Consider the following 26,281-nt stretch of genomic DNA (forward strand, 5'->3'; position numbering starts at 1 on the left):
CTAGTGGTTCCGGAGCCTGTCGATGAGCTCGGCCTTCTTGAGGTGCGAGTAGCCCTCCATGCCGAGCTCCTTCGCGCGCTCGCGCAGCTCGTCGACCGTGCGGTCCTCGTAGGAGTCCGCCTCGCCGCCGCGCTCGCCGACCGCGGAGCGGCCGTCGCGGGCCGCGGCGTTCGCGATGCGGGCGGCCTTCTCCTTGGAGTTGCCCTCGTCGCGCAGCTTCTCGTAGAGCTCTCGTCCTTGATGCTCGGATCGGGCATCGCGTCCCCCTTCCTCCGGTGTGCCCCGAACCGTACCCCCGAAGGCCTGGAATCCGGTGGACGAGGCGCGGCGAGCACGCCGATGCCGATCGCGACGATCGCGAGGCCCGTCCAGCCGAGCGCATCCGGCCGCTCGCCGACGACCGCGACGGCGAGCAGGGTCGCGACGACCGGCTCGGCGAGCGCGATCGTCGTCGCGCTCGACGAGGGCAGCACCCGCAGGCCGAAGCCGAACAGCAGGTAGGCGAGCGCCATCGGCACGAGCCCGAGGTAGCCGATCGTCGCGAGGCCCGCGGGTGCCGTGAGCGGGCCGAGGCCGACGATCGCGAGCCACGCGGCGCACACGCCGCCGCCGACGAGGAAGAGCGCGCCCATCGCGCCCGTCGAGGGCGCGCCGCGCGCGATGAGCCTCGCACCGGCGTACGCGTAGAGGGCGTAGCCGAGGCCCGCCACGAGCGCGAGCGCGACGCCCGCGGGCGCGAGCGCCGCATCCGTGCCCGACCGGTCCGTGCCCGCTTCGGCGTGGCCGCCGACCGCGAGCAGCGCGATGCCGACGACGGCGACGCCCGTCGCGAGCGCCCAGCGCGCATCGGGCCTGCGGCGATCGATCGCCCATTCGAGGAGCGCCGCGAAGATCGGGCCGGAGCCGAGCGCGACGACGTTGCCGACCGCGACGCCCGCGAGCGCCATCGACGGGTAGTAGGCGGCGGGATACGCGACCACCCCGACGGCGCCCGCGAGCACCCATCCGAGGTGCCGACGCTGCCGCAGCACCCTGAGCACGCGGCGCGCCGAGACGAGCGCGAGCACGGCGCCGCCGATGGCGAAGGTCGCGAGCCCGATCGCGAGCGGCGAGGCGCCCGCGGGCGCGAAGTGCGCGACGGTGCCGGTCGTGCCCCACAGCACCGCCGCGAGGAGCACCGCGACCGCGTGGGCCGGGCGCGGCGCGGCGGGAGTCGTCACGCGGCGATCCTACGGCGGCGGCCGGCAGCGGTGGCCGTTCGGCGGCGCGCTCTCGGCGCGGGTTCGGGCGCTCGTGCCAGCATGGCGGCATGCGGCACCGGATCTCTGAGATGCTCGCCGGCGCGGGCCTGCTGCTGCGCGGCTTCGGCACATGGGCGCGCCGACCCGGCCTCATGGCTCTCGGCGCCGTGCCGGCGCTCATCGTCGGGCTCGCGATGCTCGCGCTGCTCGTGGTGCTGAGCTTCCAGGTGGGCGGATGGGCTGCGGCGCTCACGCCGTTCGCCGACACGTGGGATGCGGTGTGGGCCGACCTGCTGCGCGGCGCGCTCGCGCTCGGGATCCTCGTCGGCGCCGTCGTGCTGTGCGTGCTGACGTTCGCCGCCATCACGCTCGCGGTCGGCGACCCCTTCTACGAGCGCATCTCGCGCTCGGTCGAGCGTCGCCTCGGCGGCTTCGCGCCGGTCGAGGAGCGCGGGTTCTGGGCCTCTCTCGCGCGCGGGCTGCGCGACGCGGCCGTGCTCATCGGCATGGCGATCGGCACGGCGGTCGTCGTGTTCCTCGTCGGCCTCGTGCCGCTCGTCGGCACGGTGCTCGGCCTCGTCACGGGCGCCGTGCTCGGCGGTCGCGCGCTCGCCCGCGAGCTCACTGGCTACGCGGGGGACGCGCGCGGCCTCACCCTCGCCGAGCGGCGCGCGCTGCTGCGCTCGCGCCCCTGGCGCACGCTCGGGTTCGGCATGGTCGCCTACCTGCTGCTACTCGTGCCGGGCGTGGCCGTCGTCGCGACGCCCGTCGCGGTCGTGGGCGCGACGCTGCTCGTGCGCGACCTGCGCGGGGAGCCGATCAGCGAGCGTGGCACCGAGCCGCGCCCCGACCAGCGCCGGACCGGCGCCGGGCCGCGCACCGACGACCCCGGTGCGGCTGTCTCCTAGACTGGAGCCGCCCGCCAGCCCGAGAGGTTCCATGCCCATCGCAGCTTCCGTCCGCCGCGCCTCGCCCACCGAGATCGCCGAGTGGGATGCGCTCATCGAGACGAACCCCGACGGCGGCCACATGGTGCAGTCGCGCGCGTTCGCCGAGACCAAGCGCTTCGACGGCCTCGAGCCCGTCCACCTCGTCATCGACGCCCCACTCCCGGGCGGCGCGACCGAGCGCATCCACGCCCTCGCCCTCGAGGGCAGGGTGTCGCTCGGGCGCTACTGGTACCTGCCGATGGGCCCGACCGCGACCGAGATGGCGCCCGTCGTCGAGGGCCTGCGCGCCTTCGCCGAGGGCGAGCGAGGCCTGCTCGTCGTGAAGATCGAGCCGCACCTCGAGCGCACGCCCGAGCGCATCGCCGAGCTCGCCGCGATGGGCCTCGAGCCGAGCCGCGACATGCAGGTCATGACGCACACGGTCGTGCTCGACCTGACGGTGGGGGAGGAGGCGCTGTTCGCCTCGTTCTCGCAGATGATCCGCCGCCAGGTGCGCGGCGCGACGAAGAAGGGCTACCGCGTCGAGCGCCCCGAGCCGACGCAGGAGACCTTCGACCGCATGCACGCGATGATGCTGACGGTCGCCGGCGGCAAGGGCATGGCGGGCATGCGCGAGCGCGCGTACTATGACGAGTTCTGGGGCCGCTTCACGCGCGAGGGCACCGGGCGCTTCTACTTCGGCTACGACGACGACTCGGGCGAGCCGCAGGCCGGCATCTTCGTCACGACCGCCGGCCGGACGGCGGTCTACAAGGACGGCGGCTCGCGCCCCGACCGCAAGATCAACGGCGGCTCGGCGCTGCTGCTGTGGACCGCGATGCAGGACTGCATCGCCGAGGGCAAGCTCGCGTTCGACCTCGCCGGCACGCCGCCGCCCGAGCGCGCCGACGACCCGACGCACCCGTTCCACGGCCTCGCGCAGTTCAAGCTGCGCTTCGGCCCCATCACGAGCTACCTCCCGTCGTTCGACCTCGTGCTGCACCCCGTGCGGCACCGGCTGTGGGAGCGCGTCGTGCGCCGCGTCGAGTGGCGCATCAAGAAGGGCCCGGACACGCTGCGATGACCGACTCACGACCGACGACGCCCATGCGGCTGCGCCCCGCGACCGCCGAGGAGCTGCGCGACTGGGACGACCTCGTGCTGCAGAACCCCGACGGCGGCCAGTTCACCCAGACGCTCGCGTTCGCCGAGCTCAAGCGCTGGGACGGCTTCACCACGCACCACCTCGTCCTCGACGCCGAGCAGCCCGTCTACGCGCTCGCACTCGAGCGGAACGGGTGGATCGGCCGCTTCTGGTACTTCCCGTGCGCGCCGTGGCACCCCGACATGCGGGCGGTCGTCGACGCGATCCGCACCTACGTGCGCCGCGAGCATCCGCGCCTCATCTCGGTCAAGCTCGAGCCGAGGCTCCCTCGCGATGCCGCGAGCATGGCGCTGCTGGCGGATGCCGGGCTCACCCAGGCCGAGGACGTGCAGCTGCACACGCACACCGTCGTCATCGACCTCGAGCGCACCGAGGAGGAGATCCTCGCGTCGTTCTCGAAGACCGCGCGCAAGCTCATCCGCCGTGCCGAGCGCGACGGGTTCACGATCGAGCGCGTCGAGGGCGACGAGGCGCTGTTCGACCTCGCGTGGCAGCGGATGCAGACGATCCGCGGGGGCCGCGGCCTCGCCGGCATGCGCGACGAGGCCTACTACAAGACGATCTGGCGCGCGTTCACGAAGCGCGGCCAGGCCGACTGGTGGCTCGGCCATGACGGCGGCGACGGGCCGCAGACGGTGACGTTCACGATCCCGTTCGGCCGCACCGTGATCGACAAGGACGAGGGCTCGCGCCCGGAGCGCCTCATCGAGGGCGGCGCGCACCTCGGGCGCTGGACGCGAGCGAAGCACTACCGCGAGCGCGGCTTCACCGGCATGGACATGATGGGCGCGCCGCCGACGTGGGCGAAGGACGACCCCGACCACTGGATGGCGGGGCTCGCGCGCTTCAAGCAGCAGTTCGGCGAGATCGTCGACTTCGCGCCGAGCCACGACCTGCTGCTGCGGCCCACCGCGCAGCGCGTGTGGCGGAAGGCCGTGCGCCCGATCGAGTGGCGCGTGAAGCAGCGCTACACCGGGCTCTGGTGAGCCGCGCGTGGTGGGCGATGGTGCGCAGGTGACGGATGAGGGAGAAGCGATCGTGACGACGGCAGGCGGCTGGACGCTCCGGGACGCGACGGCGGCCGAGGTCGGCGCGTGGGACGACCTCGTGCGGCAGAACCCGGACGGCGGCCAGTGGGTGCAGAGCACCGCCTACGCCGACCTCAAGCGCACCGAGCGGCTGCACCCGCGATACCTCGTGCTCGAGGGCTCGCCGACCGTCCACGCGCTCGCGCTCGAGCACCGCTCGCTCGCCGGCCGCTTCTGGTACTTCCCGACCGGCCCCGGCATCCCGTTCGAGCGGTTCGGCGACTTCGCCGCCGCGATCCGCGCCGCGCGCGGCGGCGCCGCGAAGGGCGTGTACGCGGTGAAGGTCGAGCCGTTCGAGGTCGACACGCCCGAGCGCCGCGCGGTGCTGCGCGACGCGGGGTTCCGCGCCGCGAACCCCATCCAGCAGAACACCTACACGGTGCTCGTCGACCTCACGCGCGACGTCGACGAGATCTTCGCCGGCTTCAAGAAGAGCCTGCGCAACCACATCCGCTACGCCGAGAAGCACGGCTACCGCGTCGAGAAGGTCGAGCCGGGCGAGGCGACCTACCGCACGATGTACGAGCTCATGCAGACGGTCTCGGGCGGCAAGGGCGTCGAGGGCATGAAGCCCTACGAGTACTACCGCACGCTCTGGAGCTCGGCCGTCGCGCAGGGCAGCGGCCACTTCTGGTTCGGGTACGACGGCGCGCACGACGGGCCCCAGGCATCCGCCTTCATGATCCGCTTCGGCCGCTACGCCCTCGCGAAGGACGGCGGCTCGGTGCCCGACCGCGCGATCCGCGGCGGCGCGCACCTGATCCGCTGGCAGGCGATGCAGTGGTTCAAGGAGGACGGCGCCGAGGTGTACGACGCGTACGCGACGCCGCCGTCGTGGCAGGCCGACGACCGCTCGCACCGGCTGCACGGGCCGGGCGTCTTCAAGCAGGTCTTCGGCCCGATCGTCGACCACCTGCCGAGCCACGACCTCGTGCTCGACGCGCGCCGCTACCGGCTCTTCATGCGGCTGCTGCTGCCCATCGAGCGGCGCGTCCGGCGCCGGCCGTGGGGCATCTGGTAGTCAGCCGACCGCGCGGCCGCAGATCTCGTCGAGGGTCGTGCCGAGCAGCTCGGCCGCCCGGCGGTAGTGCGCGAGCATGCGGTCGCGGGTCTCGGGGTCGGGCATCGCGTCGAGCCGCCACTGCTGCGCGTTGTCGCGCAGGTCGGCCCGCTTGACGCGCGCGGCGAGGGCGTCGGCCCGGATGCGCGCCATGGCCTGCTCGAGCGGCTCGTCGTCGCGCTTCGTGAGCGCGTCGACCGCGGCGACGACCGCGGGGGAGAAGTGCTCGCCGAGCAGCGACTGCGGCGTCATCGTGCCCCACTCGATCGCGTCGTGCAGGATCGCGACCGCGCGGGCGTCGTCGCCCTCGACGTCGAGCATGACGCGGACCGCGTGGGCGACGTAGGGCTCCCCCTGCCGGTCGGTGCGGCCCTGGTACGCGCGGGCCGCGACGAGGATCGCGTGCTGGAGCTCGCCGTTCGCCATGACGTGAAGCGTATCGGTGGCTATCCTGATCCCATGCCCCGTGTCGCAGACCCCGCCGAGCTGGCCCGCCTGCTGCGGGGCACGTGGGCGATCCGCGCCACGACCTTCCCGTACTGGACCCACGTCGAGCGCAAGAACCCGAGGGTGACGTTCGAGCTCGTGCAGAGCTCGCCCCTGCAGCTGCGCGAGGTCTACGAATACCACCGGCCCGACAAGGGCGACCGCGAGGTGATCGCCGAGGCCGCGTGGGCGGGGCGCCACTTCTCGTGGCGCATGCTCGGCCGCTCGCGCCTGCTCTCGAGCGCGTTCGTCGTCTCCGACACCCCCGCGACGCCCGACATCATCGCGATCCACTACGGCAAGTCGGCGCTGCTGCGCCAGAGCGCCGTGTCGATCCTCGCGCGCCAGCACCTCGACCCGGATGCGGTGCGCCGGTCGGTCTCGATCGACACGCACTCGTTCGAGCTCTCCGCCGAGGAGTTCTGGCGGCTGCAGTGGCTCGCGCCCTACACGCCCTCGGAACCGGCCTCGAGCGACTCCCTCGCCTGACGCACGTCCTCGAGCAGCGCGCCGATCAGCACCCAGTGCACGGGATCGGGCGTGGGCACCGCGATCGGCTCGGTGAGCATCGGACCGTCGAGCCGAGGCATCGACGTCGTGCGGCCGTCGTCGAGCGCGTGCTGGTCGACGAGCGCGCGCACCTCGTGCGCGATGCGCCGCGATTCGGAGGCGATGCGGCGCACGGTGGGGTCGCGGGTGAGGGCCGGGTCGGCGAACGCCTCCTCGCGGTCGGCGATCGTGCGCGACATGCCGATCACGCGGTTCGCGAGCACGGTGAGGGTCAGCAGCAGCCGCTCGTCGCGCTCGAGGCGGTCGCGCAGCAGCCGCGCGCGGGGGTTCAGCCGGGTCGAATCCTCGAGGTCGTCCATCGCCGCGCGGGTGGCCTGGATGCGCTCGCGCAGCGCCCGGGCCTCGGGCAGCAGGTCCTCGCGCTCGGCGCCTGCGGCGAGCGCACCGCCCACGCGGTCGTAGGCGTCGGCGATCGCGTGCGCGAGCTCGCGCATCACCCGCTCCGCGGGCTCGTGCTGCACCGGCGGCACCACGGCGAGGTTGATGAGCAGCGCGCACACCGCGCCGATGAGGGTCTCGACGATGCGCTCGAAGCCGAACAGCGGCCCGGAGCCCGCGCCGAGGGCGAGGAGGATCATCGCGCTGATCGGCAGCTGGTTCGCCGCCATCGGCGCGAGCCGCAGGCCGCGCGCGACGACGACGGCGAGCATCGTGACCGCGAGCACCATGAGCGGCCCCGGCGGCAGCACGAGGCTCGCGAGCCACGCGAGCACGACGCCGCCGAGCGTGCCCACCGAGCGCTCGATGCCCTTGCCGAGCGACTGGTTGACGCTCGGCGCGACGACGAGCAGCGCCGCGATCGCCGCGAAGATGGGCAGCTCGGCGCCCACGAGCAGCAGGCTCGCGAACCACGAGACGGCGATCGCGACGAGCACCTTGAGCACCTGCAGCCAGGTCGCCTGCTGCTCGGCGGTGACGCGTCCCAGCCAGCGCATGGCTCCACGATACGCGGGACGCAGGGGATTCTCGGGCGCGGCGGTGTTGGATGGGGGCCATGCTCGACAACGCGGCTGCGGTGCTCATGCGGCTCCTCGCGGCCAGCGGCCGCGAGCTCGTCGACTTCACCCAGAAGGACGTCGAGCCCGTCAACGAGGGCTTCATCGTCGGCTACTCGTGCGGGGTGCGCACGCCGCAGGACGCCGTGGAGCGCGTCACGATCTACGTCAGCACCTCGCCGAGCGCGCCCACCGACGAGCACACGGTCGAGCTCACCGACGCATCCGGCCGCCGCCTGACCGCGTGGGTGTACCCGCAGGATCCGGCGCTGCCGTCGCTGCCCGCCGTCTCCTACCCGGAGGCCGCGGGCGTCGTGCTCGCGAAGTTCGGGATCGAGGCCTCCGGGGCGAGCCTGCGCATGGAGGCATACCGGCCGGGCAAGCGCGCGGTGCTGCGGGTCGAGACGGCGACCGAGCGCTGGTTCGCCAAGGTCGTGCACCCGTCCCTCGCCGCGACGATCCACGACCTGCACCAGCGGTTCCTGAGCGCCGGCGTGCACGTGCCGCCGTCGCTGGGCTACTCGGAGGCCGGCCTCGTGCTGCTGCGCGAGCTGCCGGGCGTGCCGGCGATCGACGTGTTCGAGCGCATCGACCGGCACCGCTTCGCGCTCGCGCTCGACGAGCTCTCCGCGCACATCGCGGCGGTGCCCGTCGCGATCGGCGCGCGGGAGTCGCTCGCGCGCCGGGTCGACTGGTACGCCGAGCGCATGGAGGAGACCGCTCCCGTGTTCGCCCGCGAGACCACGGCGCTCGCGCAGCGCGTCCACGAGCGCTACGCGCGCACCGCGGTGCCGCGCCCCGTCACGATCCACGGCGACCTGCACCTCGGTCAGGTCTTCGTCGACGAGCAGGACCCCTCGACCATCACGGGCATCCTCGACATCGACACGGCGGGCCTCGGCGACCCGGCCGACGACCGCGGCGCGCTCTTCGGGCACGTCGTCGTCTCGGCGATCGAGCGCACGCCCGGCACGGCCGCCGGGAGCGCGCTCGCCGCGTTCGCCGACGAGCTGCAGGCCGGGTGGGCGAACGATCCCCGCGTCACGTCGATCGCCGCGACGCACCTGCTCGGCCACGCCCTCGCCAACGCGGGGCGCGGCGACGACCGCGGGGCGTCGGCCGCGCAGCGGCTGCTCGAGCGCGCCGCCGCAGTGCTCGCCTAGCGCTGCGTCACTCGCCCATGAGGGCGCGCACGCGCGGGATGACCTCGCTGCCGAAGAGCTCGATCGAGCGCAGGTTGTCCTCGTGGCTCGTGCCCGAGTCGTACTTCAGGTCGAAGCGCTCGATGCCGAGCGTCTCGACCGCCCAGACGATCTTCTGCGCGACGGTCTCGGGGCTCCCGGCGAACATCGCGCCGTGCTCGGCGACCTGCGCGTCGAACTCGCGCTCGGTCGCGTCGCCCCAGCCGCGCTCCCGGCCGATGCGATTGCGGTAGACCATCCACTGCGGCATGAGGATGCGCTTGGCCTCGGCGTCCGACTCGGCGATGAGGCCGGGGGAGTGCATGCCGACGCGTCCGAGCGGCGCGCCCGACGCATCCGTGTGCCCGAACTGCTCCATCGCCTTCCGGTACAGCCCCGCGAACGGCGCGAACTGCGCCGGGCTCCCGCCGATGATGGCGAGCATCATGTCGAAGCCGTGGCGCGCCGTGCGGATGACCGACTCCGGGCTGCCGCCCACGCCGACCCACACGGGCATGCGGCCGCCGTGCTCGGCGGCGTGCGAGCGCGGGTGCACCGTCTGGTCCTTGAGCGGCGAGCGCAGCCGGCCGCTCCACGTCACCGGCTCCTCGCGCACGAGCGCGGCGAGCAGCTCGAGGCGCTCCTCGAAGAGCTCCTCGTAGTCCTCGAGGCGGTAGCCGAACAGCGGGAACGACTCGACGAACGAGCCCCGGCCGACGATCATCTCGGCGCGACCGCTCGAGATGCCGTCGATGGTCGAGAACTGCTCGAAGACGCGCACCGGGTCGTTCGACGAGAGCACCGTCACGGCCGTCCCGAGGCGGATGCGCTCGGTCGCGGTCGCGAGCGCGCCCAGCAGGATCTCGGGCGCGCTCGCCGCGAAGTCCTCGCGGTGGTGCTCGCCGACGCCGAAGAACGCGAGGCCCGCGCGGTCGGCGGCGACGCCCTCCGCGACGGCGTCGCGCAGCACCTGCGCGTGGGAGAGCGGGCGGCCGTCGACGACGGGGACTGCGGCGAAGGTGTGGGCGCCGAACTCGATGGGCATGGTGATCCTCTCAGGACGGGTCGATCCGACCGGGCCGGGTCGAGCGGATCCGGCAGGTCGATCCAACGCAGGTCAACGCATCTGCCCGCCCGGCATTCCTTCGAATTGCAACGAGCGAGGCCCGGAGCGCAGTGCTCCGGGCCTCATTCGTGCTGCGGGGATCAGTGGTGGTCGTGCTTCGCAGCCTCGATCTCGCCCTTCGTGACCGGCGCGATGCGGTCCTCGAAGAACCAGCGCGACAGCGCGGCGCGCAGGTGCGTCGCGGGCGTGATCCTGCCCTCGGCGTTCGGGCGCACCATGACGGGCTCGTACGTGTCGAAGCTCTTGAGCCGCCAGGCCGAGTACTCGTCGACGGGCTCGTGCACCTCGACGTACTCGCCACCGGGGAGCCGGCGGATGTTGCCCGACTCGTAGCCGTGCAGCAGGATCTCGCGATCCTTCTTCTGCAGGCCGAGCGCGATGCGCTTCGTCAGCCAGTACACGATGACCGTGCCGATGGTGATCATCGCCTGCAGCGCCCAGGTGACCTGGAACACGTTGAGGTGGAAGTGCGTGGCGATGAGGTCGGAGGAGGCGGCGGCCCACATGATCGCGTAGAACCAGACGCCGGCAGCGCCGATCGCGGTGCGCGTCGGGTTGTTGCGGGGACGCTCGGCGATGTGGTGCTCGCGCTTGTCGCCCGTGATCCACGCCTCGATGAAGGGGTAGAACATGACCAGCACGATGAAGAGCCCGAGCACCGCCATCGGGATCAGGATGTTCCACGACAGCGTGAGCCCGAAGATCTCGGACTCGAGACCCGGCGCCAGTCGCAGTGCCCCGTCGGCGAAGCCGATGTACCAGTCGGGCTGCGTCCCGGCCGAGACGGGGGATGGGTCGTAGGGCCCGTAGTCCCACACCGGCAGGATCGTGAACGTCGAGGCGATCGCGACGAGGAAGCCGAACACGATGAAGAAGAACGAGCCGGCCTTCGCGGCGAACAGCGGCATGATCGGCGCGCCCACGACGTTGTCGTTCGTGCGGCCGGGGCCGGCGAACTGCGTGTGCTTGTTGATGACCATGAGCACGAGGTGCACGCCGATGAGGGCGATGACGAGCGCCGGCAGCAGCATGATGTGCAGCACGAACAGCCTCGGCACGATGTCGGTGCCCGGGAAGATGCCGCCGAAGAGCAGGTACGAGATCCAGGTGCCGACGATCGGGATGCCCTTGACCATGCCGTTGATGATCGCGAGGCCGTTGCCCGAGAGCAGGTCGTCGGGGAGCGAGTAGCCCGTGAAGCCCTCCGCCATCGCGAGGATGAAGAGGATGAAGCCGACGACCCAGTTGAGCTCGCGGGGCTTGCGGAACGCGCCCGTGAAGAACACGCGCAGCATGTGCAGGCCGATCGCGGCGATGAACAGCAGCGCCGACCAGTGGTGCAGCTGGCGCATGAGCAGGCCGCCGCGGATGTCGAACGACAGGTCGAGCGTCGAGGCGTACGCCGCCGACATCTCCATGCCCTTGAGCGGCACGTACGAGCCCTCGTAGTGCACGGCCGTCATCGACGGCTCGAAGAAGAACGTCAGGAAGGTGCCCGAGAGCAGGATCGCCACGAACGAGTAGAGGATGACCTCGCCGAGCATGAACGACCAGTGGTCGGGGAACACCTTGCGGCCGAGCGCCGCGACCATCGTCGAGATGCTCGTGCGCTCGTCGAGGTAGTTGGACGCCTTCGCGGTGAACGTGGGGCGAGTCGCAGTGGAGGTCATGCGCGGGTCTCCATCTCAGGCGCCGACACCTGCACGTGCTCGGGGTCGACGTGGTGCAGGCGCTCGAAGAACGACGCGCCGATCGGCTCGGTGAAGTCGCGCTGCGCCACGAGGTAGCCCTCGCTGTCGACGGTGATCGGCAGCTGGGGGAGCGGGCGCTTCGCGGGACCGAAGACCACCTTGGCGTGCTCGGTCACGTCGAAGGTCGACTGGTGGCACGGGCACAGGAGGTGGTGGGTCTGCTGCTCGTACAGCGCCACGGGGCAGCCGACGTGCGTGCAGATCTTGGAGTAGGCGACGATGCCGTCGTAGGACCATCCCTCGCGGCCCGGCGCCTCCTTGAGGCGGTCGGTGGGCACGCGCACGAGCAGCACGGCGGCGAGCGCCTTCTGGTCGAGGTAGCCCTCGTTGTGGCCGATCCCCTTGAGGTCCTCGGGGATGACGTGGAAGGCGGAGCCGATCGTGACGTCGGTCGCCTTGATGGGCGTGCCCGAGGGGTCGAGGGCCAGGCGCATGCCCGGCTCCCACATCGTGTGGGCGATCGCCTCGACGGCGTCCTCGGCGGGCGCCAGGTCGCGGAACAGCACGATCGCGGGCAGCGGCACGAGGGCCACCGCGCCGATGAGCGTGTTGCGGATGAGCGTGCGGCGCGAGAAGCCGGACTCCTCGTCGCCGAGGCGGAAGATCTCGACCGATCGCTCGCGGCTCGCGACCGAGCCGCGGGTGTGGTGGCGCTCCTCGACGACCTCGTGGCCGCTCATGAGCTGGCGCGCCCAGTGCATGCCGCCGATGCCGATGCTCAGCAGCGCGAGCGCGATCGCGAGGCCCAGGAACAGGTTGTTCATGCGGACGCTCGCCATGTCGCCCGGCGTGATCGGCAGGGCGATGTAGGCGACGATCGCGAGCACGGAGCCGATCATCGAGACCAGGAACCAGCCGACGACCTGGCGCTCGGCGCGACGCTCCTTGTGCGGGTGCAGATCGGTCTGGCGCGGGCGGTGCGGGGGCAGCCCCGGGTTCTCGAACGCGTCCGACTGCTCGATCGCGGCACCGCGGTCGTACACGACGACGCTCTCGGTGCTGGGCTCGTGGGGAGCCGACTGGTCCTCAGCCGACATGGGGTTCCTCTCTGTGTCCTGCGCCATGGATCAGTTCGGCCTCGACGTCAGCCAGACCGCGACCCCGACGAGACCGCCGAGCCCGAAGATCCAGATGAACAGGCCCTCCGACACGGGGCCGAGGGCCCCGAGGTCGAAGCCGCCGACCGACGGGTTCTCATCCAGGTAGTGCAGGTACGCGATGATCTGGCGCTTCTGCTCGGGCGAGATGTTGTTGTCGTTGAAGACCGGCATGTTCTGCGGGCCGGTCTGCATGGCCTCGTAGATGTGCGCGGCGTCGATGTCGCGCAGGTGCGGCGCGAACTTGCCCTCGGTCAGGGCGCCGCCGGCGCCTGCGACGTTGTGGCACATCGCGCAGTTGATGCGGAAGAGCGCGCCGCCCTCGGCGAGCTCCTCGTCGGTCACCTGCGAGGTGTCGAGCCACTCCTCGGCCGGCCGCTCGGGGCCGGGGGCGAGCGAGGCGATCCAGTCGCCCATCGCGTCCGACTGCTCCTGCGTGAACTGCGGCTCGCGCTGCAGCGCCTGCGGGCCCTGGAAGGCCATGGGCATGCGGCCGGTCATGACCTGGAAGTCGACGGACGCCGCGCCGACGCCGATGAGGCTCGTGCCGTGCTCCGTGCCCTCCGCGTTCATGCCGTGGCACGAGGCGCAGTTGGCGCGGAAGAGCTCCGCCCCGTCCTGCTCCGTCAGCTGCTGCGCGTGCGGCGACGACTGCGCGGGCTGCGCGTTCGCGACGGTGCCCACCGCGGCGGATGCGCCGCCGGCGGCGACGAGCCCGATGATGAGCAGGGCAGCGCTCGCCAGCGGATGCCTGCGACCGGTCTTCTTGCGTGATGCCAAGGTGTTCAGCCCCAACCGTTTACTTGAGCCAGTAGATGACGAGGTACAGGCCGATCCAGACCACGTCGACGAAGTGCCAGTAGTACGAGATCACGTGGGCGCTCGTCGCCTCCTTGCGAGCGAAGCGCTTCACCGCGTACGCGCGGCCGATCACGAACAGGAAGGCGAACAGGCCGCCCGTCACGTGGAGGCCGTGGAAGCCGGTGGTGATGTAGAAGGCCGAGCCGTACGAGTTGGACGACAGCGTCACGCCGTGGTGGATCAGCTCGAGGTACTCGAACACCTGGAGCGTGACGAAGATCGCGCCCAGCACGTACGTGAGGTAGAACCACTCGATCATGCCCCACTTGGCGAACTCGAAGATCCCGCCCGTGCGCCGCGCCTGGTGGTGCTCTGCGGCGTTCGCGCCCGCCTGGCACGTGAAGCTCGAGGAGAGCAGGATCAGCGTGTTGATGGTCGCGAAGACGACGTTCAGCTTCTCGGCCTCGGTGGCGAAGAGGTCGCCGGACATCGAGCGGAGCGTGAAGTAGATCGCGAACAGGCCGGCGAAGAACATGACCTCGCTGCCGAGCCAGACGATGGTGCCGACCGCAACGGAGTTCGGCCGCCTGATCAGCGGTGCCGAGGACGGCGATGTGGGGAGCGCAGTAGTGGACACGGAAGCCATCCTAGTGACAGTTGCGGCCCCGGTCTCGACCCGACCGGCCAGCGTGCCGCAAAAAGATAGGCTGGAGGTATGGATCGCCTCTTCACCTGGCCAGTCGTGCTCGAGACGCTGCTGGAGGGGGAGGATCTGGCGATCCGCCAGGCGGAGTGGGCGATGGCCCAGGTGGTGGCCGGCGAGGCCACCGCATCGCAGATCGCCGGCTTCCTCGTGGCCCTCCGCGCGAAGGGCGTCGTGGCCGAGGAGCTCGTGGGCTTCCGCGACGCGATCCTCGAGGCCGCGGTGCCGCTGCCGGGCGACGCGAAGGTCGTCGACATCGTCGGCACAGGCGGGGATCGCCAGCACACGGTGAACATCTCGACGACCGCGAGCATCGTGGTCGCCGCGGCAGGCGTGCCGGTGCTCAAGCACGGCAACCGCGCCGTCTCCTCGTCGTCCGGCGCCTCGGACGTGCTCGACGTGCTCGGCGTCGTCCCCGCGGACGACGACCCCGCCCGCGTGCGGCGCATCCTCGACGAGGCGGGGATCTCGTTCGCGTGGGCGACGCGCTTCCACCCGGGCTTCCGCCACGCGGGCCCCGTGCGCGCCGAGCTCGGCGTGCCCACCGTCTTCAACTACCTCGGCCCGCTCGTCAACCCCGCCAGGCCCGAGGTCTCGCTCGTCGGCGTCGCCGACAAGCACGTCATCGAGCAGTTCGTCGGCGTGTTCGCCACCCGCGGCGCGACCGCGCTCGTCGTGCGCGGCGAGGACGGCCTCGACGAGCTGACGACGACGGGCCACTCTGAGCTCTGGGAGGTCGCGCGCGGCGACGTCGTCGAGCACGACATCGATCCGCGCGAGCTCGGCATCCGCCGGGCGAGCCTCGACGACCTGCGCGGCGGCTCGCCCGAGCACAACGCCGACGTGCTGCGCCGCACGCTCGCGGGGGAGCCCGGTCCCGTGCGCGACGTCGTGCTGCTCAACGCCGCAGCGGCGCTCGTCGCCTGGCGCCTCGACGGCGACCCGCGGCAGAAGGACCGCCCGCTCAAGGAGCGCCTCGCCGAGGAGCTCGCCGTCGCGACCGCCGCCATCGACTCGGGTGCCGCGACCCGCACGCTCGACGCGTGGCGGCGTGCCGCGGCCTGATGCGGGCGTGAGCGCGCTCGAGCAGCCGCGCGCCCAGCGGCAGGGCAGCTGGTCGCGCGAGGAGGTGTGGCAGCACTGGCCCCTCACATGGGCCGACCGCGCCTCGCGATCGCTGCTGCTCGTCGCGCTCGCCGTCGGCGGCCTGCTCGCGAGCTACGGACTCACGCTGCTGCTGCACCGCCCGCCGAGCCTCGCGCCCTCGGTGACGCTGCGCACGATCGGCGTGCTGCTGCTGCTGCTCGCCGCGTTCGTCGCGCCGGCCTCGCGCGGCTACCGGCTCGGCGCGCTCTACTGCATCGTGCTCTACGCAGCCGGCGAGACCGCGATCGTGCTCATGCAGTCGACGACGCTCCTCGGCGCGACGACGTACGGCGCGCTCGATGCGGTGACCTTCGCCTCCGGCGCGGCGCTCGTCGTCGGCTGGATGCTCGTGCGCATGCGGCATCCGCTCACGATCCTCGTCGTCGTGCTCGGCTACGCCATCGCCGGCGCCGCGTTCTTCGCCCGCGCGCTGCCCGTCGTGCGAGCGCGGCTCGCCCCGAACGCGTGGGCCGAGGCGGGCAGCGCCACTGACGAGCTGGTCGTGCGCTCCGTGCTGCTCGCGCTCGTGCTCGGGCTCGTGCTGCTCGGCTGGTGGCTCGACGGCTGGATGCGCGCGCTGCTACCGGTCGCGAACGTCGCGGAGCCGCACGGCTCGGGCCGCGCGTCGCGCACGGGGGAGCTGCCGCGGCGGCGCTACGCGCTCGTGACGATGCTCGTCGGGCTCGACCTCATCGCGATCGCCGTCGCCATCTCGGCGAAGCAGCCGGTCGCCCGCGGACGGCTCTCGGCCGAGGACGACTGGTGGATCTCGATCGTGCTCGCCGTCTCGACCGCGCGCACGACGATGGTGCTCGTCGCGATCGCCGGCGCGATCATCTGGCTGTCGAACCCCGAGCAGCGCGCGACCTAGGAACGCCGGACGGGGCGGCCGCGGCCGCCCCGTCCCTGTGCACTCCGAGCGCCTAGTCGACGTCCTCGTCGACCCAGTCGAGCGTCTTCTGCACCGCCTTCTTCCAGTTGCGGTAGGTGCGGTCGCGCGCCTCCTTGTCCATCTGCGGCTCCCAGCGGCGGTCCTCCTGCCACTGCTGGCGCAGCTCGTCGAGCGAACCCCAGAAGCCGACCGCGAGGCCGGCCGCGTAGGCGGCGCCGAGCGCCGTCGTCTCGGCGACGACCGGCCGCACCACGGGCACCTGCAGGATGTCGGCCTGGAACTGCATGAGCGTGTCGTTGGCGATCATGCCGCCGTCGACCTTGAGCTCGGTCAGGTCGACGCCCGAGTCGGCGTTGACCGCGTCGACGACCTCGGCGGTCTGGAACGCCGTCGCCTCGAGCGCGGCCCGCGCGAGGTGGCCCTTGTTCACGTACCGGGTGAGGCCCACGAGCGCGCCGCGCGCATCCGGCCGCCAGTAGGGCGCGAACAGGCCCGAGAACGCGGGCACGAAGTACGCGCCGCCGTTGTCGTCGACCGTCTTCGCGAGCTGCTCGACCGAGGGCGCGTCGGGGATGAGCCCGAGGTTGTCGCGCAGCCACTGGATGAGCGAGCCGGTCACGGCGATCGAGCCCTCGAGCGCGTAGTGCGTGGGCTCGTCGCCGATCTTGTAACCGACGGTCGTGAGCAGGCCGTTCTTCGAGTGGACGATCTCCTCGCCGGTGTTGAAGATGAGGAAGTTGCCCGTGCCGTAGGTGTTCTTCGCCTCGCCGGTGTCGAACGCGGCCTGCCCGAACGTCGCGGCCTGCTGGTCGCCGAGGATGCCGGTGATGGGCGTCTCGCGCAGCAGCGACTCCGACGCGGCGATGCCGAACTCGCCCGACGACGGCTTGATCTCCGGCAGCATCGAGCGCGGCACGCCGAAGTCCGCGAGGATCGCGTCGTCCCACGTGAGCGACTCGAGATCCATGAACAGGGTGCGCGACGCGTTCGTCACGTCGGTCGCGTGCACGCCGCCGTTGACGCCCCCGGTGAGGTTCCACAGCACCCAGCAGTCGGTCGTGCCGAAGAGCAGGTCGCCCGCCTCGGCCGCCTCGCGCGCGCCGTCGACGTTCTCGAGGATCCACACGATCTTGGTGCCCGAGAAGTAGGTCGCGAGCGGCAGCCCGACCTTCTGCTTGTAGCGGTCGGTGTCGCCGTCGGCGAGGCGGTCGACGATCTTCTGCGTGCGCGTGTCCTGCCAGACGATCGCGTTGTAGACGGGCTCGCCCGTCTTCTTGTTCCAGACGACCGCGGTCTCGCGCTGGTTGGTGATGCCGATGGCCTTGACGTTGTGGCGCGTGACGTTGGCCTTCGAGAGGGCCTGGCCGATGACCTCGCGCGTGTTGTTCCAGATCTCCATCGGGTCGTGCTCGACCCAGCCGGCCTGCGGGAAGATCTGCTCGTGCTCGAGCTGACCGGTCGAGACGATGCTGCCGGCGTGGTCGAAGAGGATGGCGCGGGTCGAGGTCGTGCCCTGGTCGATGGCGATGACGTAGTCGTTCACGGGGAACTCCTTCGTTGGGGTGTTGGGTGGGATGGATGCGGTGCACGCGAGAGGAGGAGGGGATCGTCGACCCCCTCCTCCGCCCGATCAGGCCGCGACGGTGACCGCGACGAGCAGCGGTGCCGTGAGGCCCGCGAGCACGCCGCCGATGATGGGACCGACGACCGGGATCCAGGAGTAGCTCCAGTCGCTCGAGCCCTTGCCGCGGATGGGCAGCACCGCGTGTGCGATGCGGGGGCCCAGGTCGCGCGCCGGGTTGATGGCGTAGCCCGTCGGACCACCGAGCGAGGCGCCGATGCCGACCACGAGGAGCGCCACCGGGAGCGCGCCGAGCGAGGCGAGGCCCGCAGGGACGCCGAGCGTGTCGTCGGCGCCCTGCGCGCCGAAGGCGATCACGACGAAGACGAGCACGAACGTGCCGATGATCTCGGTGGTGAGGTTCCAGCCCGTGCTCCGGATGCCGGGACCGGTCGAGAAGGTGCCGAGCTTGGCGCCCGGGTCCTCCTCGGCGTCGAAGTGCTGCTTGTAGGCGAGCCAGCACAGCACCGCGCCGAGGAAGGCGCCGAGCAGCTGCGCGATCAGGTAGACCGGCAGCAGCGCCCAGTTGTACTCCACGCCGGTGGAGAGGTCGCGCGCCATGAGCCCGAGCGTGACCGCCGGGTTGATGTGCGCACCCGAGTAGATGGAGACGACGACGCCCGCGAAGACGGCGAGGCCCCAGCCGAAGTTGATCATGAGGAAGCCGCCGCCGAAGCCCTTGGTGCCCGCGAGCACGGCGTTGGCGACCACGCCGCAGCCGAGCAGCAGGAGCATCGCGGTGCCGACCAGCTCCGAGAGGAATACCAGACCGATGTTCAGATCCACAGGTCCCTGCTTTCTGGTTCCGCGGGCACCCTCGCCCGCACCGCCCGCTCGAGCGGTACCGCCACAATAACCATCCTCATCTCTCCCGCACAGGTGTCTCTGAGGATTCGTCTCCCGACCGTCGAGATTCCAGCCGCCGCGGCGTAGCGTGGGCACGAACAGCGTCAGCCGACCCGAGGAGAGGCGCACCGTGAAGAAGCTCATCAACGACCCTGCCAAGACCGTCGACGAAGGCGTCGCGGGCTTCGCGGCGGCACACCCCGACCTCGTGCGCGTCGTCGTCGACCCGCCGTTCGCCGTCGTGCGCGCGGACGCGCCGGTCGCCGGCAAGGTCGGCATCGTCTCGGGCGGCGGCTCCGGCCACGAGCCGCTGCACGCCGGCTACGTCGGCGTCGGCATGCTCGACGCGGCGGTGCCCGGCGCGATGTTCACCTCGCCCACGCCCGACCCCATCCTCGAGGCGACGAAGCAGGTGGACGGCGGAGCCGGCGTGCTCCACATCGTCAAGAACTACACGGGCGACGTGCTCAACTTCGAGACCGCCGCCGACCTCGCGCTCGCCGAGGGCATCGAGGTGCAGTCGGTCGTCGTCGACGACGACGTCGCGGTGAAGGACTCGCTCTACACCGCGGGACGCCGCGGCGTCGCGGGCACCCTGCTCGTCGAGAAGATCGCGGGCGCGGCGGCCGAGCGCGGCGACTCGCTCGACCGGGTCGCCGAGGTCGCCCGGCGCGTCAACAGCCAGGTGCGGTCGATGGGCCTCGCGCTCGCGCCGTGCACGGTGCCGCACGCGGGGGAGCCGAGCTTCGAGCTCGGCGAGGACGAGGTGGAGATCGGCATCGGCATCCACGGGGAGCCGGGCCGCGAGCGCATCGCCCTCGAGCCCGCCGACCGCCTCGTCGACCGCCTCATCGAGCCGATCCTCGAGGACCTCCCGTTCCAGCAGGGCGACCGGGTCGTGCTGCTCGTCAACGGGATGGGCGGCACGCCGCTCTCGGAGCTCTACATCGTCTTCCGCCGCGCCGCCGAGGTGCTCGCCGAGCGCGGCATCGAGCTGGCTCGCTCGCTCGTGGGGTCGTACGTCACGAGCCTCGAGATGCAGGGGGTGTCGATCAGCGTGCTCAAGGTCGACGACGAGCTGCTCGACCTCTACGACGCGCCGGTGCACACCGCCGCGCTGCGGTGGGGCCGGTGAGCGCGCTCGACGGAGCCTGGGCGCGCCGCTGGATCGAGGCCGTCGCCGAGCGGGTGGCCGCGCGGAAGGCCGAGCTCACCGCCCTCGACCGCGCGATCGGCGACGCCGATCACGGCGAGAACCTCGACCGCGGCTTCCAGGCCGTGCTCGGCAGGCTCGACGGGCTCGACGCCGACGCGACGCCGGGCGCGGTGCTCAAGCTCGTCGCGACGACGCTCATCTCGACCGTCGGCGGGGCCGCGGGGCCGCTCTACGGCACGGCGTTCCTGAAGGCGGCGATGGCGTCGGGAGACCGCGCCGAGCTCGACGCCCCCGCGCTCGTCGAGGTGCTCACGGCCGCGCGCGACGGCATCGTCGCGCGCGGCAAGGCCGAGCTGCGCGACAAGACGATGGTGGATGCGTGGAGCCCGGCGGTCGACGCCGCCGCGACCGCGGGCGACGACGTGCGCGCGGTGCTCGAGGCGGCCGCGGCGGCCGCGGCCGAGGGCGCTGTCGCGACGGAGCCGCTCGTCGCCCACAAGGGCCGCGCCTCCTACCTCGGCGAGCGGGCGATCGGGCACCGGGACCCGGGCGCCGAGTCGACCTCGCTCATCCTGCGGGCGGCTGCGGAGACCGCGTGAGCGTCGGGCTCCTGATCGTCTCGCACTCGGCGCGCATCGCCGAGGGCGTCGTCGAGCTCGCGGCGCAGATGGCCGCGTCGGTCGCGATCGTCGCGGCAGGCGGCACCGACGACGGCAGCATCGGCACGAGCTTCGACAAGGTGCAGGCGGGTCTCGCATCGGCCGATTCCGGCGACGGCGTCGTCGTGCTGTGCGATCTCGGCTCGGCGGTGCTGACCGCCGAGACCGCGCTCGAGCTGCACGACGCGCCCGAGCGCATCCGCATCGCCGACGCACCGATCGTCGAGGGAGCGGTCGCCGCGGCGGTCGCCGCCGAATCGGGCGCCACGCTCGAGCAGGTGCTCGCCGCGGCGGAGGACCGGTCGGCCGGCGCGCCGGCGCCGGCGCCCCAGCCCGCCGGCGAGGGCGGCGCCGTGCTCGAGGTCGAGCTCGCGAACGAGCACGGGCTGCACGCGCGGCCCGCGGCCGAGCTCGTGCGCACCGCGAGCGCGTTCGACGCCCAGGTGACCGTCGACGGCGTCGATGCCACGAGCATGCTGCGCGTGCTCTCGCTCGGGCTCGACCGCGGCGCGACGGTGCGCTTCGAGGCGACGGGGCCGCAGGCGGCCGAGGCGATCGCGGCGATCGAGCGGCTCGCCGCGGAGGGGTTCGGCGAGCGGGCCTAGTGCACGACGTGCGCGGCGAACTCGTCGGCGCCCGAGCGCGCGACGACGAACGAGCACAGCGGGCGGATGCGACGGCCCTGCGCGATCGTCGAGCGCAGCGCCTCGTCGACGAGCCGCGAGCCGACGCCGCGGCCGCCGAACGACGGGTCGACCTCGGTGTGCACGAACGAACGCACCGACTCGGCGTCGCGGTAGTCGGCGAAGCCGGCGAGCTCGCCGTCGACGTGCGCCTCGTAGCGGTGCGCCTCGGGGTTCTCGGTGATGGCGATCTGGGAGTCGGTCATGCCGGCGACGCTACCCGCCTAGGCTGAGCGGGTGGTGGAGCGGAGCACGGCGCGACTGGCGACGCTGCTGCTCGTGGGGCTCACCATCGTGTGGGGATCGACGTTCTTCCTCATCAAGGACCTCGTCGCGCACGTCCCGTCCCTCGACTTCCTCGGCGTCCGCTTCCTCCTGGCCGCGGGCATCATGACCGCCATCGCGTGGCGCCGCGTCGCGCGCCTCGGGCGCGCGCTGCTGCTGCGATCCGCCGTCCTCGGACTCCTCTACACCGCCGCGCAGATCCTCCAGACCGTCGGGCTCGAGACGACGCCCGCATCGGTGAGCGGCTTCCTCACGGGCCTCTACGTCGTGCTGACGCCGCTGATCGCCGCGACCGCCTTCCGGCACCGCATCGACCGCGGCACGTGGATCGCGGTCGGCGTCGCGTCGGCGGGCCTCGTCGTGCTCACGCTCACCGGCATCGACCTCGGGCCGGGCGCCGCGCTCACGCTCGGCGGAGCGCTCGCCTACGCGCTGCACATCATCGCGACCGCGCGGTGGGCGCGCGTCGAGCACGCGCTCGGCATCTCGATCGTGCAGCTGTGGGTCATCGGCATCGTGTGCCTGGCCGCCGGGGCGCCCGACGGCGTCACGCTGCCCGCGACGGCCGGCCAGTGGGCCTCGATGCTCTACATGGTCGTGTTCGCCTCCATCGCGGCGATGTGGGTGCAGACGTGGGCGCAGGCGCAGCTGAGCGCGACGCGCGCCGCGGTCATCATGACGGCCGAGCCGGTGTGGGCGACGGCGTTCGCGGTGGCGCTCGGCGGAGAGGAGCTCTCGTGGCGCCTGCTCGTCGGCGGCGGCATGATCCTCGGCGCGATGTACGCCGTCGAGCTGCTCGCGGCGCGGCGCCCGCGGCCGCGCGAGGAGCCGCCGACCGGAGCGATCGACGCGCCCGTGCGCATGCCGGGGGAGTGAGCGCGGCACCGAGCGAGCTGCGCGCGATGCCCTGCGGCGTGCGGCATGCTGGACGCATGCAGCTCGACCCGCGTCGCATCCTCATCTTCCGCACGGTCGCGCGCGAGGGCTCCGTCTCCGGCGGCGCCCGCGCGCTCGGCTGGACGCAGCCCGCGGTGAGCCAGCACATCCGCCTCCTCGAGGACGAGGTCGGGCAGGCGCTGCTGCTGCGCTCGTCGACCGGCGTCACGCTCACCGAGGCCGGCGAGCGCCTGCTGCGGCACGCGGACGCGATCGCGGGCCTCCTCGGCTCGGCGGAGGCCGAGCTGACCTCGCTCGCCGAGGGCGCGGGCACCGTGACGATCGCGGCCTTCCCCTCGGCGCTCGCCGACTTCGTGCCGCGCGCCATCGCATCCGCCCGCCTCGCCGTGCCCGAGCTCACCGCCCGCGTGATCGAGCTCGAGCCGCCGGAGGCGATCGAGGCCGTGCTCGCGGGCGATGCCGACGTCGCGGTCGCCTTCGAGTACGACGAGCTGCACGACGACGTGCAGCTCGCGAGGCTCGAGCTCGGCCCCGACCCCTCGCGCATCGTGCTGCCGCTCGAGCACGAGCTCGCGACGGGGGCGCCGATCGACATCGCGGCGCTCGCCGGCGACGACTGGGTCGGCGGGTGCGAGCGCTGCCGCGCGCACCTCGAGTCGCTCGCGGGCGACGCCGGCTTCGCGCCGAAGATCCAGTTCGAGACCGACGACTTCGTCGCGTCGCAGGCCTTCGTCGCGGCGACGGGCTCGGTCACGCTCCTGCCGGCGATGGCCCTGCGCGTGCTCACGCGCGACGACGTCGTGGTCGCGGCGCTCGCCGACGGCTCGGGCCGCACGGTGTCGCTGCGCTACCGGCACGGCGCCGAGCGCGTGCCCGCGGTGAGCACCGTGCTCGACGCGATGCGCGCGCTATGGGGCGAGCAGACCGGCTGAGGCGGCGGCCGGCGCGGGTGCGGCCGGCGTCGGCGCAGCGGGCGCGAGCGCATGGGGCGCAGCCTCGCCGAGCGCGATGCGCGCGAGCGCGTCGGCGTGGGCGTCGCACGAGTCGATGAGCGGCACCGCTGCGTCCTCGGCCCGCACGAGCAGCATGATCTCGGTGCACCCGAGCACGATCGCCTCTGCGCCGTCGGCCACGAGCGCGGCGAACGCGTCGCGGAACACCGCGCGCGACGCATCCGTCATGACCCCCTGCGTCAGCTCGTCGAAGACGATGCGGTCGAGCTCGGCCTGCACGGCCTCGGGCGGCACGACGGCGGCGATGCCGTGCGCCGCGAGCCGGTCGGCGTAGAAGCGCTCGGCCATGACCCACCGGGTGCCCACGATGCCGAGCGTGCGCGCCCCCGCGGCGCGGGCCGCAGCCGCGACCGCGTCGCCGATGTGCACGAGCGGCACCCCGATGCGGGCCTCGACCGCGGGCGCGACCTTGTGCATGAGGTTCGTCGCGATCGCGATCGAGCCGGCGCCCGCGCGCTCGAGCGCGGACGCCTCGCGCGCGAGCAGCGCTCCCGCGGCGTCCCAGTCGCCGCGCACCTGGCAGTCGCGCACCTCGGCGAAGTCGAGGCTCGAGAGCAGGATGCGGGCGGATGCGTGGCCGCCGCGGGCGCGCGCGACGCGCTCGTTGACGGCGCGGTAGTACTCGAGGGTCGAGTGCCAGCTCATGCCGCCGAGGATGCCGAGGGGACCGGGCCGCTCGTCGCGCGCGGGATCGGGCCGGCTGTCTGCGATGCGCTGCATGCTTCGATCCCAGCGGCTGCCCGGACAGAAGTCCAGCCTGTGTCGATGATGATCGCTAGTCGGTGCGGTAATAGCCCGAGGTCGTGCGAGCGGCGGCCCGTGACGTGCGCTGCCGCCGCTCGGGATCGGTGAGCCCGAGCCGGCGCTGCAGGCTGACCGCCAGGAGCGCGGTCGCGCCGACGTACCCCGAGAGCACGACGATCGAGCGCAGCGGATCCGGGATGCCGATCGCGAACATGCTGAGGCCGTTGACGAGGTCGCTCGTCATGAACAGGAGCCCGCCGAGCAGGCCCGGGGTGTCGACGGCGGCGAACGCGGCGAGCGCGGCGAGCACGAGCGCGTAGAGCAGCACGGGGACCGCGAGCGAGCCGGCCCCCGCCGCCGTGATGATGCCCGCGATGAGGGCGACGACGGCGTAGCCGATCGCAGCGGGGCTCCATGCGAGCGAGCGCTTGCGCGTGCGCCACAGCGCGCCGATGTATGCGAGGTGACCGAGCAGGAAGAGCCCGAGCAGCACGACGGTGAGCCCGGTGGTCGCGCCGAGCCCGTCGCCGAGCCAGCACAGCGCGATCGCCGCGACGTGCCAGCGGCCCGGTCCGTGGCGCAGGGCGCCCATGACGACGAGCGCGACCGCGATCGAGGGGGTCAGGAGCCACATGAGCGCGGTGCGCACGCCGTTGAGCACGGCGGCGTCGCCCACGCCGAGCCCGATGAGCACGACGGCGAGCAGGTTGGCCGCGAGCGCGGCGGCCGAGACGAGCAGGCCCGTGCGCAGGGCGCGGGGCAGCGTCATCGCGGGCATGGCCACCATGGTTCCACGGCGCGCGGCGGATGCGGCGCGCTGGCTCGCCGTGTCGGCGCGCGGTGGCAGAGTGGGCGCGTGCACGACAACCCGTTCCGGCCCGGCTTCGGCATCTCGCCCCCGATGCTCGCGGGGCGCGACGCGCTGCTCGACGAGTGGCGCGAGGTCTTCGCGCTCGGCGCGTGGTCGCCGTACCGCGCGGCGCTCGTCACCGGCATGCGCGGGGTCGGCAAGACCGTGCTGCTCAACGCCGTCGAGGACGAGGCGCGCGCCCGCGGCTGGACGGTGCTGCACGGCACGCTGCACGCGGGGCTCGTCGACACGCTCGAGCGCGATCGGCTTCCGGCGCTCCTGCAGGAGACGGATCCGGAGGCGTTCACGCGCGAGGTCACCGGGCTGACGGTCTCGCAGGTGGGCGGGGTGACGACGGCGGTCGCGCAGCGCTACGAGCGCGAACCGCGGCTCGAGAGCATGCTCACGCGGCTCGTCGAGCTCGCCGAGGCGCGGGGCGCGGGGGTCCTGGTCTCGCTCGACGAGGTCGCGAAGGAGTCGCTCGAGGCGCTGCGGCGCATCGCGATCGCCGTGCAGCACCTGCTGCGCGAGGATCGCCGCATCGCGGTCGTCGCGGCGGGCGTGCCCGCCTCGATCGCCGCGGCGCTCGACGCCGACGGCCTCACGTTCTTCCGGCGCGCGCAGCAGGTGCGGCTCGACACCCTCACGCTCGCCGAGTCGCGCGCCGCGATCGCCGAGCCGGTGCGCAGCCGCGGCCGCTCGATCGGCGAGGCGGCGCTCGAGCAGGCGGCGCGCGCGAGCCGCGGCTACCCGTACCTCGTGCAGTCGATCGGCGCGCGCGCGTGGGAGCACGCGCCCGAGGCGCACGAGATCACGACGGATGCGGTGCGGCACGCCGTCGAGGTCGCGTTCGCGGCGATGGGCGAGAGCGTCATCGTGCCAGCGCTGCGGGGGCTCTCCGCCCGCGACCGCGACTACCTCATCGCGATGGCCGAGGACGACGGCCCTGCCTCGACGACCGCCGTGGCCGAGCGCATGGGCGTGAGCGCGGGGAACGCCGGCAAGCAGCGGCTGCGGCTGCTCGACGGCGGCATCGTGCTCGCGCCCGAGCGGGGGCTCGTCGACTTCGCGATCCCGCTCATGCGCGAGCACCTGCGGGCGCACCCGCACGACGGCCAGCTCGGGCTGCCGACCGCCGCCCGCGAGACCTTCCGCGACTGAGCCCGCCTCCGCATCCGCCGCTCGCATCCGCCGCTCGCCTCCACCGCTCGAATCCGGCGGCGCGTCGGCTAGCATGGGCGGCGTCAGGCACGGGCGGCAGCCCGGGCCGGTCTCGACAAATGGGACCACGCGCTG

At 72.7% G+C, this 26,281-nt stretch carries 27 protein-coding genes and 1 pseudogene; 14 read left to right on the forward strand and 14 right to left on the reverse strand.

Annotation, left to right across the window (positions count from 1 at the left end; genetic code table 11):
- Together BLT67_RS13615 and BLT67_RS00340 are read right to left on the reverse strand one after the other, a co-directional pair.
- Positions 1–216: a DUF7218 family protein gene (locus BLT67_RS13615; protein ID WP_231945669.1), complete on the reverse strand. Its 216-nt coding sequence runs from the start codon at positions 214–216 to the stop codon at positions 1–3.
- A 173-nt stretch (positions 217–389) separates the two neighbouring features.
- Positions 390–1,220, reverse strand: a pseudogene (locus BLT67_RS00340) (DMT family transporter); the annotation flags it as partial.
- Positions 1,221–1,309: 89 nt separating this feature from the next.
- Here BLT67_RS00340 and BLT67_RS00345 point away from each other — a divergent pair.
- Genes BLT67_RS00345 through BLT67_RS00360 form a run of 4 tightly spaced genes read left to right on the forward strand, consistent with a single transcriptional unit; the run spans position 1,310 to position 5,444 of the window.
- Complete coding sequence (locus tag BLT67_RS00345; RefSeq protein WP_092664623.1) at positions 1,310–2,149, forward strand: EI24 domain-containing protein; 840 nt, start codon at positions 1,310–1,312, stop codon at positions 2,147–2,149.
- A gap of 31 nt (positions 2,150–2,180) precedes the next feature.
- The gene (locus BLT67_RS00350) at positions 2,181–3,254 is read left to right on the forward strand and encodes a lipid II:glycine glycyltransferase FemX (protein WP_092664626.1); all 1,074 of its coding nucleotides are present in this window, start codon (positions 2,181–2,183) and stop codon (positions 3,252–3,254) included.
- Positions 3,251–4,321: a lipid II:glycine glycyltransferase FemX gene (locus BLT67_RS00355; protein WP_157674068.1), complete on the forward strand. Its 1,071-nt coding sequence runs from the start codon at positions 3,251–3,253 to the stop codon at positions 4,319–4,321. The genes BLT67_RS00350 and BLT67_RS00355 overlap by 4 nt, the downstream gene beginning before the upstream one ends.
- Positions 4,322–4,373: 52 nt before the next feature.
- Positions 4,374–5,444 carry a lipid II:glycine glycyltransferase FemX gene (locus BLT67_RS00360; protein WP_157674070.1) on the forward strand — a complete coding sequence of 357 codons (1,071 nt, stop codon included), beginning with the start codon at positions 4,374–4,376 and terminating at the stop codon, positions 5,442–5,444.
- Here the strand turns inward: BLT67_RS00360 and BLT67_RS00365 are convergent, their stop codons facing one another.
- Entirely contained in the window at positions 5,445–5,909 is a 465-nt protein-coding gene (locus BLT67_RS00365) for an HD domain-containing protein (RefSeq protein ID WP_092664635.1), read from the reverse strand.
- Positions 5,910–5,942: 33 nt separating this feature from the next.
- Between BLT67_RS00365 and BLT67_RS00370 the strand changes: the two genes are divergently transcribed.
- Positions 5,943–6,458, forward strand: coding sequence for a hypothetical protein (locus BLT67_RS00370; protein ID WP_092664638.1), 516 nt, complete (start codon positions 5,943–5,945; stop codon positions 6,456–6,458).
- Here the strand turns inward: BLT67_RS00370 and BLT67_RS00375 are convergent.
- The gene (locus BLT67_RS00375; RefSeq protein WP_092664641.1) at positions 6,416–7,474 is read right to left on the reverse strand and encodes an FUSC family protein; all 1,059 of its coding nucleotides are present in this window, start codon (positions 7,472–7,474) and stop codon (positions 6,416–6,418) included. The two genes, BLT67_RS00370 and BLT67_RS00375, sit on opposite strands and share 43 nt — an antisense overlap.
- Before the next feature lie 59 nt (positions 7,475–7,533).
- On the opposite strand from BLT67_RS00375, the gene BLT67_RS00380 reads away from it, so the two are divergent.
- Positions 7,534–8,697, forward strand: a complete 1,164-nt coding sequence (locus tag BLT67_RS00380) for a phosphotransferase family protein (protein ID WP_157674072.1) — start codon at positions 7,534–7,536, stop codon at positions 8,695–8,697.
- Positions 8,698–8,704: 7 nt separating this feature from the next.
- Here BLT67_RS00380 and BLT67_RS00385 read toward each other — a convergent pair whose 3' ends face one another.
- From BLT67_RS00385 to ctaE, 5 genes are all read right to left on the reverse strand, one after another.
- A complete protein-coding gene (locus tag BLT67_RS00385) occupies positions 8,705–9,760 on the reverse strand; it encodes an LLM class flavin-dependent oxidoreductase (RefSeq protein ID WP_092664647.1) in 1,056 nt (351 codons plus the stop codon).
- 161 nt (positions 9,761–9,921) lie between these two features.
- Complete coding sequence (gene qcrB, locus BLT67_RS00390) at positions 9,922–11,511, reverse strand: cytochrome bc1 complex cytochrome b subunit (protein ID WP_092664650.1); 1,590 nt, start codon at positions 11,509–11,511, stop codon at positions 9,922–9,924.
- Positions 11,508–12,629, reverse strand: a complete 1,122-nt coding sequence (qcrA, locus tag BLT67_RS00395) for a cytochrome bc1 complex Rieske iron-sulfur subunit (protein WP_092664653.1) — start codon at positions 12,627–12,629, stop codon at positions 11,508–11,510. The genes qcrB and qcrA overlap by 4 nt, the downstream gene beginning before the upstream one ends.
- A 30-nt stretch (positions 12,630–12,659) precedes the next feature.
- Positions 12,660–13,478 (reverse strand): cytochrome bc1 complex diheme cytochrome c subunit, encoded by an 819-nt coding sequence (gene qcrC, locus BLT67_RS00400; protein WP_092667433.1) that lies wholly within the window; start codon positions 13,476–13,478, stop codon positions 12,660–12,662.
- A gap of 10 nt (positions 13,479–13,488) precedes the next feature.
- Positions 13,489–14,136, reverse strand: coding sequence for an aa3-type cytochrome oxidase subunit III (ctaE, locus tag BLT67_RS00405; protein WP_092664656.1), 648 nt, complete (start codon positions 14,134–14,136; stop codon positions 13,489–13,491).
- 69 nt (positions 14,137–14,205) lie between these two features.
- On the opposite strand from ctaE, the gene trpD reads away from it, so the two are divergent.
- Together trpD and BLT67_RS00415 are read left to right on the forward strand one after the other, a co-directional pair.
- A complete protein-coding gene (gene trpD / locus BLT67_RS00410; RefSeq protein WP_092664659.1) occupies positions 14,206–15,258 on the forward strand; it encodes an anthranilate phosphoribosyltransferase in 1,053 nt (350 codons plus the stop codon).
- Between the two features lie 7 nt (positions 15,259–15,265).
- Entirely contained in the window at positions 15,266–16,210 is a 945-nt protein-coding gene (locus tag BLT67_RS00415; RefSeq protein WP_157674074.1) for a hypothetical protein, read from the forward strand.
- Positions 16,211–16,262: 52 nt separating this feature from the next.
- Here BLT67_RS00415 and glpK read toward each other — a convergent pair whose 3' ends face one another.
- Complete coding sequence (gene glpK, locus BLT67_RS00420; protein WP_092664665.1) at positions 16,263–17,774, reverse strand: glycerol kinase GlpK; 1,512 nt, start codon at positions 17,772–17,774, stop codon at positions 16,263–16,265.
- Between the two features lie 87 nt (positions 17,775–17,861).
- On the reverse strand, positions 17,862–18,632 hold the full coding sequence (locus tag BLT67_RS00425; protein ID WP_092667434.1) for an MIP/aquaporin family protein: 771 nt from the start codon (positions 18,630–18,632) through the stop codon (positions 17,862–17,864).
- A 196-nt stretch (positions 18,633–18,828) separates the two neighbouring features.
- On the opposite strand from BLT67_RS00425, the gene dhaK reads away from it, so the two are divergent.
- The 3 genes from dhaK to dhaM are packed head-to-tail and all read left to right on the forward strand — an operon-like array spanning position 18,829 to position 21,118.
- Complete coding sequence (gene dhaK / locus BLT67_RS00430; protein WP_092664668.1) at positions 18,829–19,833, forward strand: dihydroxyacetone kinase subunit DhaK; 1,005 nt, start codon at positions 18,829–18,831, stop codon at positions 19,831–19,833.
- A complete protein-coding gene (gene dhaL, locus BLT67_RS00435) occupies positions 19,830–20,453 on the forward strand; it encodes a dihydroxyacetone kinase subunit DhaL (protein WP_092667435.1) in 624 nt (207 codons plus the stop codon). Before dhaK ends, dhaL begins: the two co-directional genes overlap by 4 nt.
- Positions 20,450–21,118 carry a dihydroxyacetone kinase phosphoryl donor subunit DhaM gene (gene dhaM, locus BLT67_RS00440; protein WP_092664671.1) on the forward strand — a complete coding sequence of 223 codons (669 nt, stop codon included), beginning with the start codon at positions 20,450–20,452 and terminating at the stop codon, positions 21,116–21,118. The genes dhaL and dhaM overlap by 4 nt, the downstream gene beginning before the upstream one ends.
- Here the strand turns inward: dhaM and BLT67_RS00445 are convergent.
- Positions 21,115–21,402, reverse strand: a complete 288-nt coding sequence (locus tag BLT67_RS00445; protein WP_092664673.1) for a GNAT family N-acetyltransferase — start codon at positions 21,400–21,402, stop codon at positions 21,115–21,117. The two genes, dhaM and BLT67_RS00445, sit on opposite strands and share 4 nt — an antisense overlap.
- A 31-nt stretch (positions 21,403–21,433) precedes the next feature.
- Here BLT67_RS00445 and BLT67_RS00450 point away from each other — a divergent pair, with 31 nt between their 5' ends.
- Both BLT67_RS00450 and BLT67_RS00455 read left to right on the forward strand, forming a co-directional pair.
- Positions 21,434–22,357: a DMT family transporter gene (locus BLT67_RS00450; RefSeq protein WP_092664675.1), complete on the forward strand. Its 924-nt coding sequence runs from the start codon at positions 21,434–21,436 to the stop codon at positions 22,355–22,357.
- A 56-nt stretch (positions 22,358–22,413) separates the two neighbouring features.
- Positions 22,414–23,310: a LysR substrate-binding domain-containing protein gene (locus BLT67_RS00455; RefSeq protein ID WP_172801950.1), complete on the forward strand. Its 897-nt coding sequence runs from the start codon at positions 22,414–22,416 to the stop codon at positions 23,308–23,310.
- On the opposite strand, the gene BLT67_RS00460 is transcribed toward BLT67_RS00455, so the two are convergent.
- Both BLT67_RS00460 and BLT67_RS00465 read right to left on the reverse strand, forming a co-directional pair.
- On the reverse strand, positions 23,287–24,111 hold the full coding sequence (locus BLT67_RS00460; protein ID WP_092664681.1) for an aspartate/glutamate racemase family protein: 825 nt from the start codon (positions 24,109–24,111) through the stop codon (positions 23,287–23,289). The two genes, BLT67_RS00455 and BLT67_RS00460, sit on opposite strands and share 24 nt — an antisense overlap.
- 55 nt (positions 24,112–24,166) lie before the next feature.
- A complete protein-coding gene (locus BLT67_RS00465) occupies positions 24,167–24,913 on the reverse strand; it encodes a lysoplasmalogenase family protein (RefSeq protein WP_157674076.1) in 747 nt (248 codons plus the stop codon).
- Positions 24,914–24,991: 78 nt separating this feature from the next.
- Between BLT67_RS00465 and BLT67_RS00470 the strand changes: the two genes are divergently transcribed.
- Entirely contained in the window at positions 24,992–26,146 is a 1,155-nt protein-coding gene (locus tag BLT67_RS00470; RefSeq protein WP_092664687.1) for an ATP-binding protein, read from the forward strand.
- Positions 26,147–26,281: the final 135 nt, after the last annotated feature.

The sequence above is a fragment of the Agrococcus carbonis genome (assembly GCF_900104705.1).
GTDB lineage: Bacteria > Actinomycetota > Actinomycetes > Actinomycetales > Microbacteriaceae > Agrococcus > Agrococcus carbonis.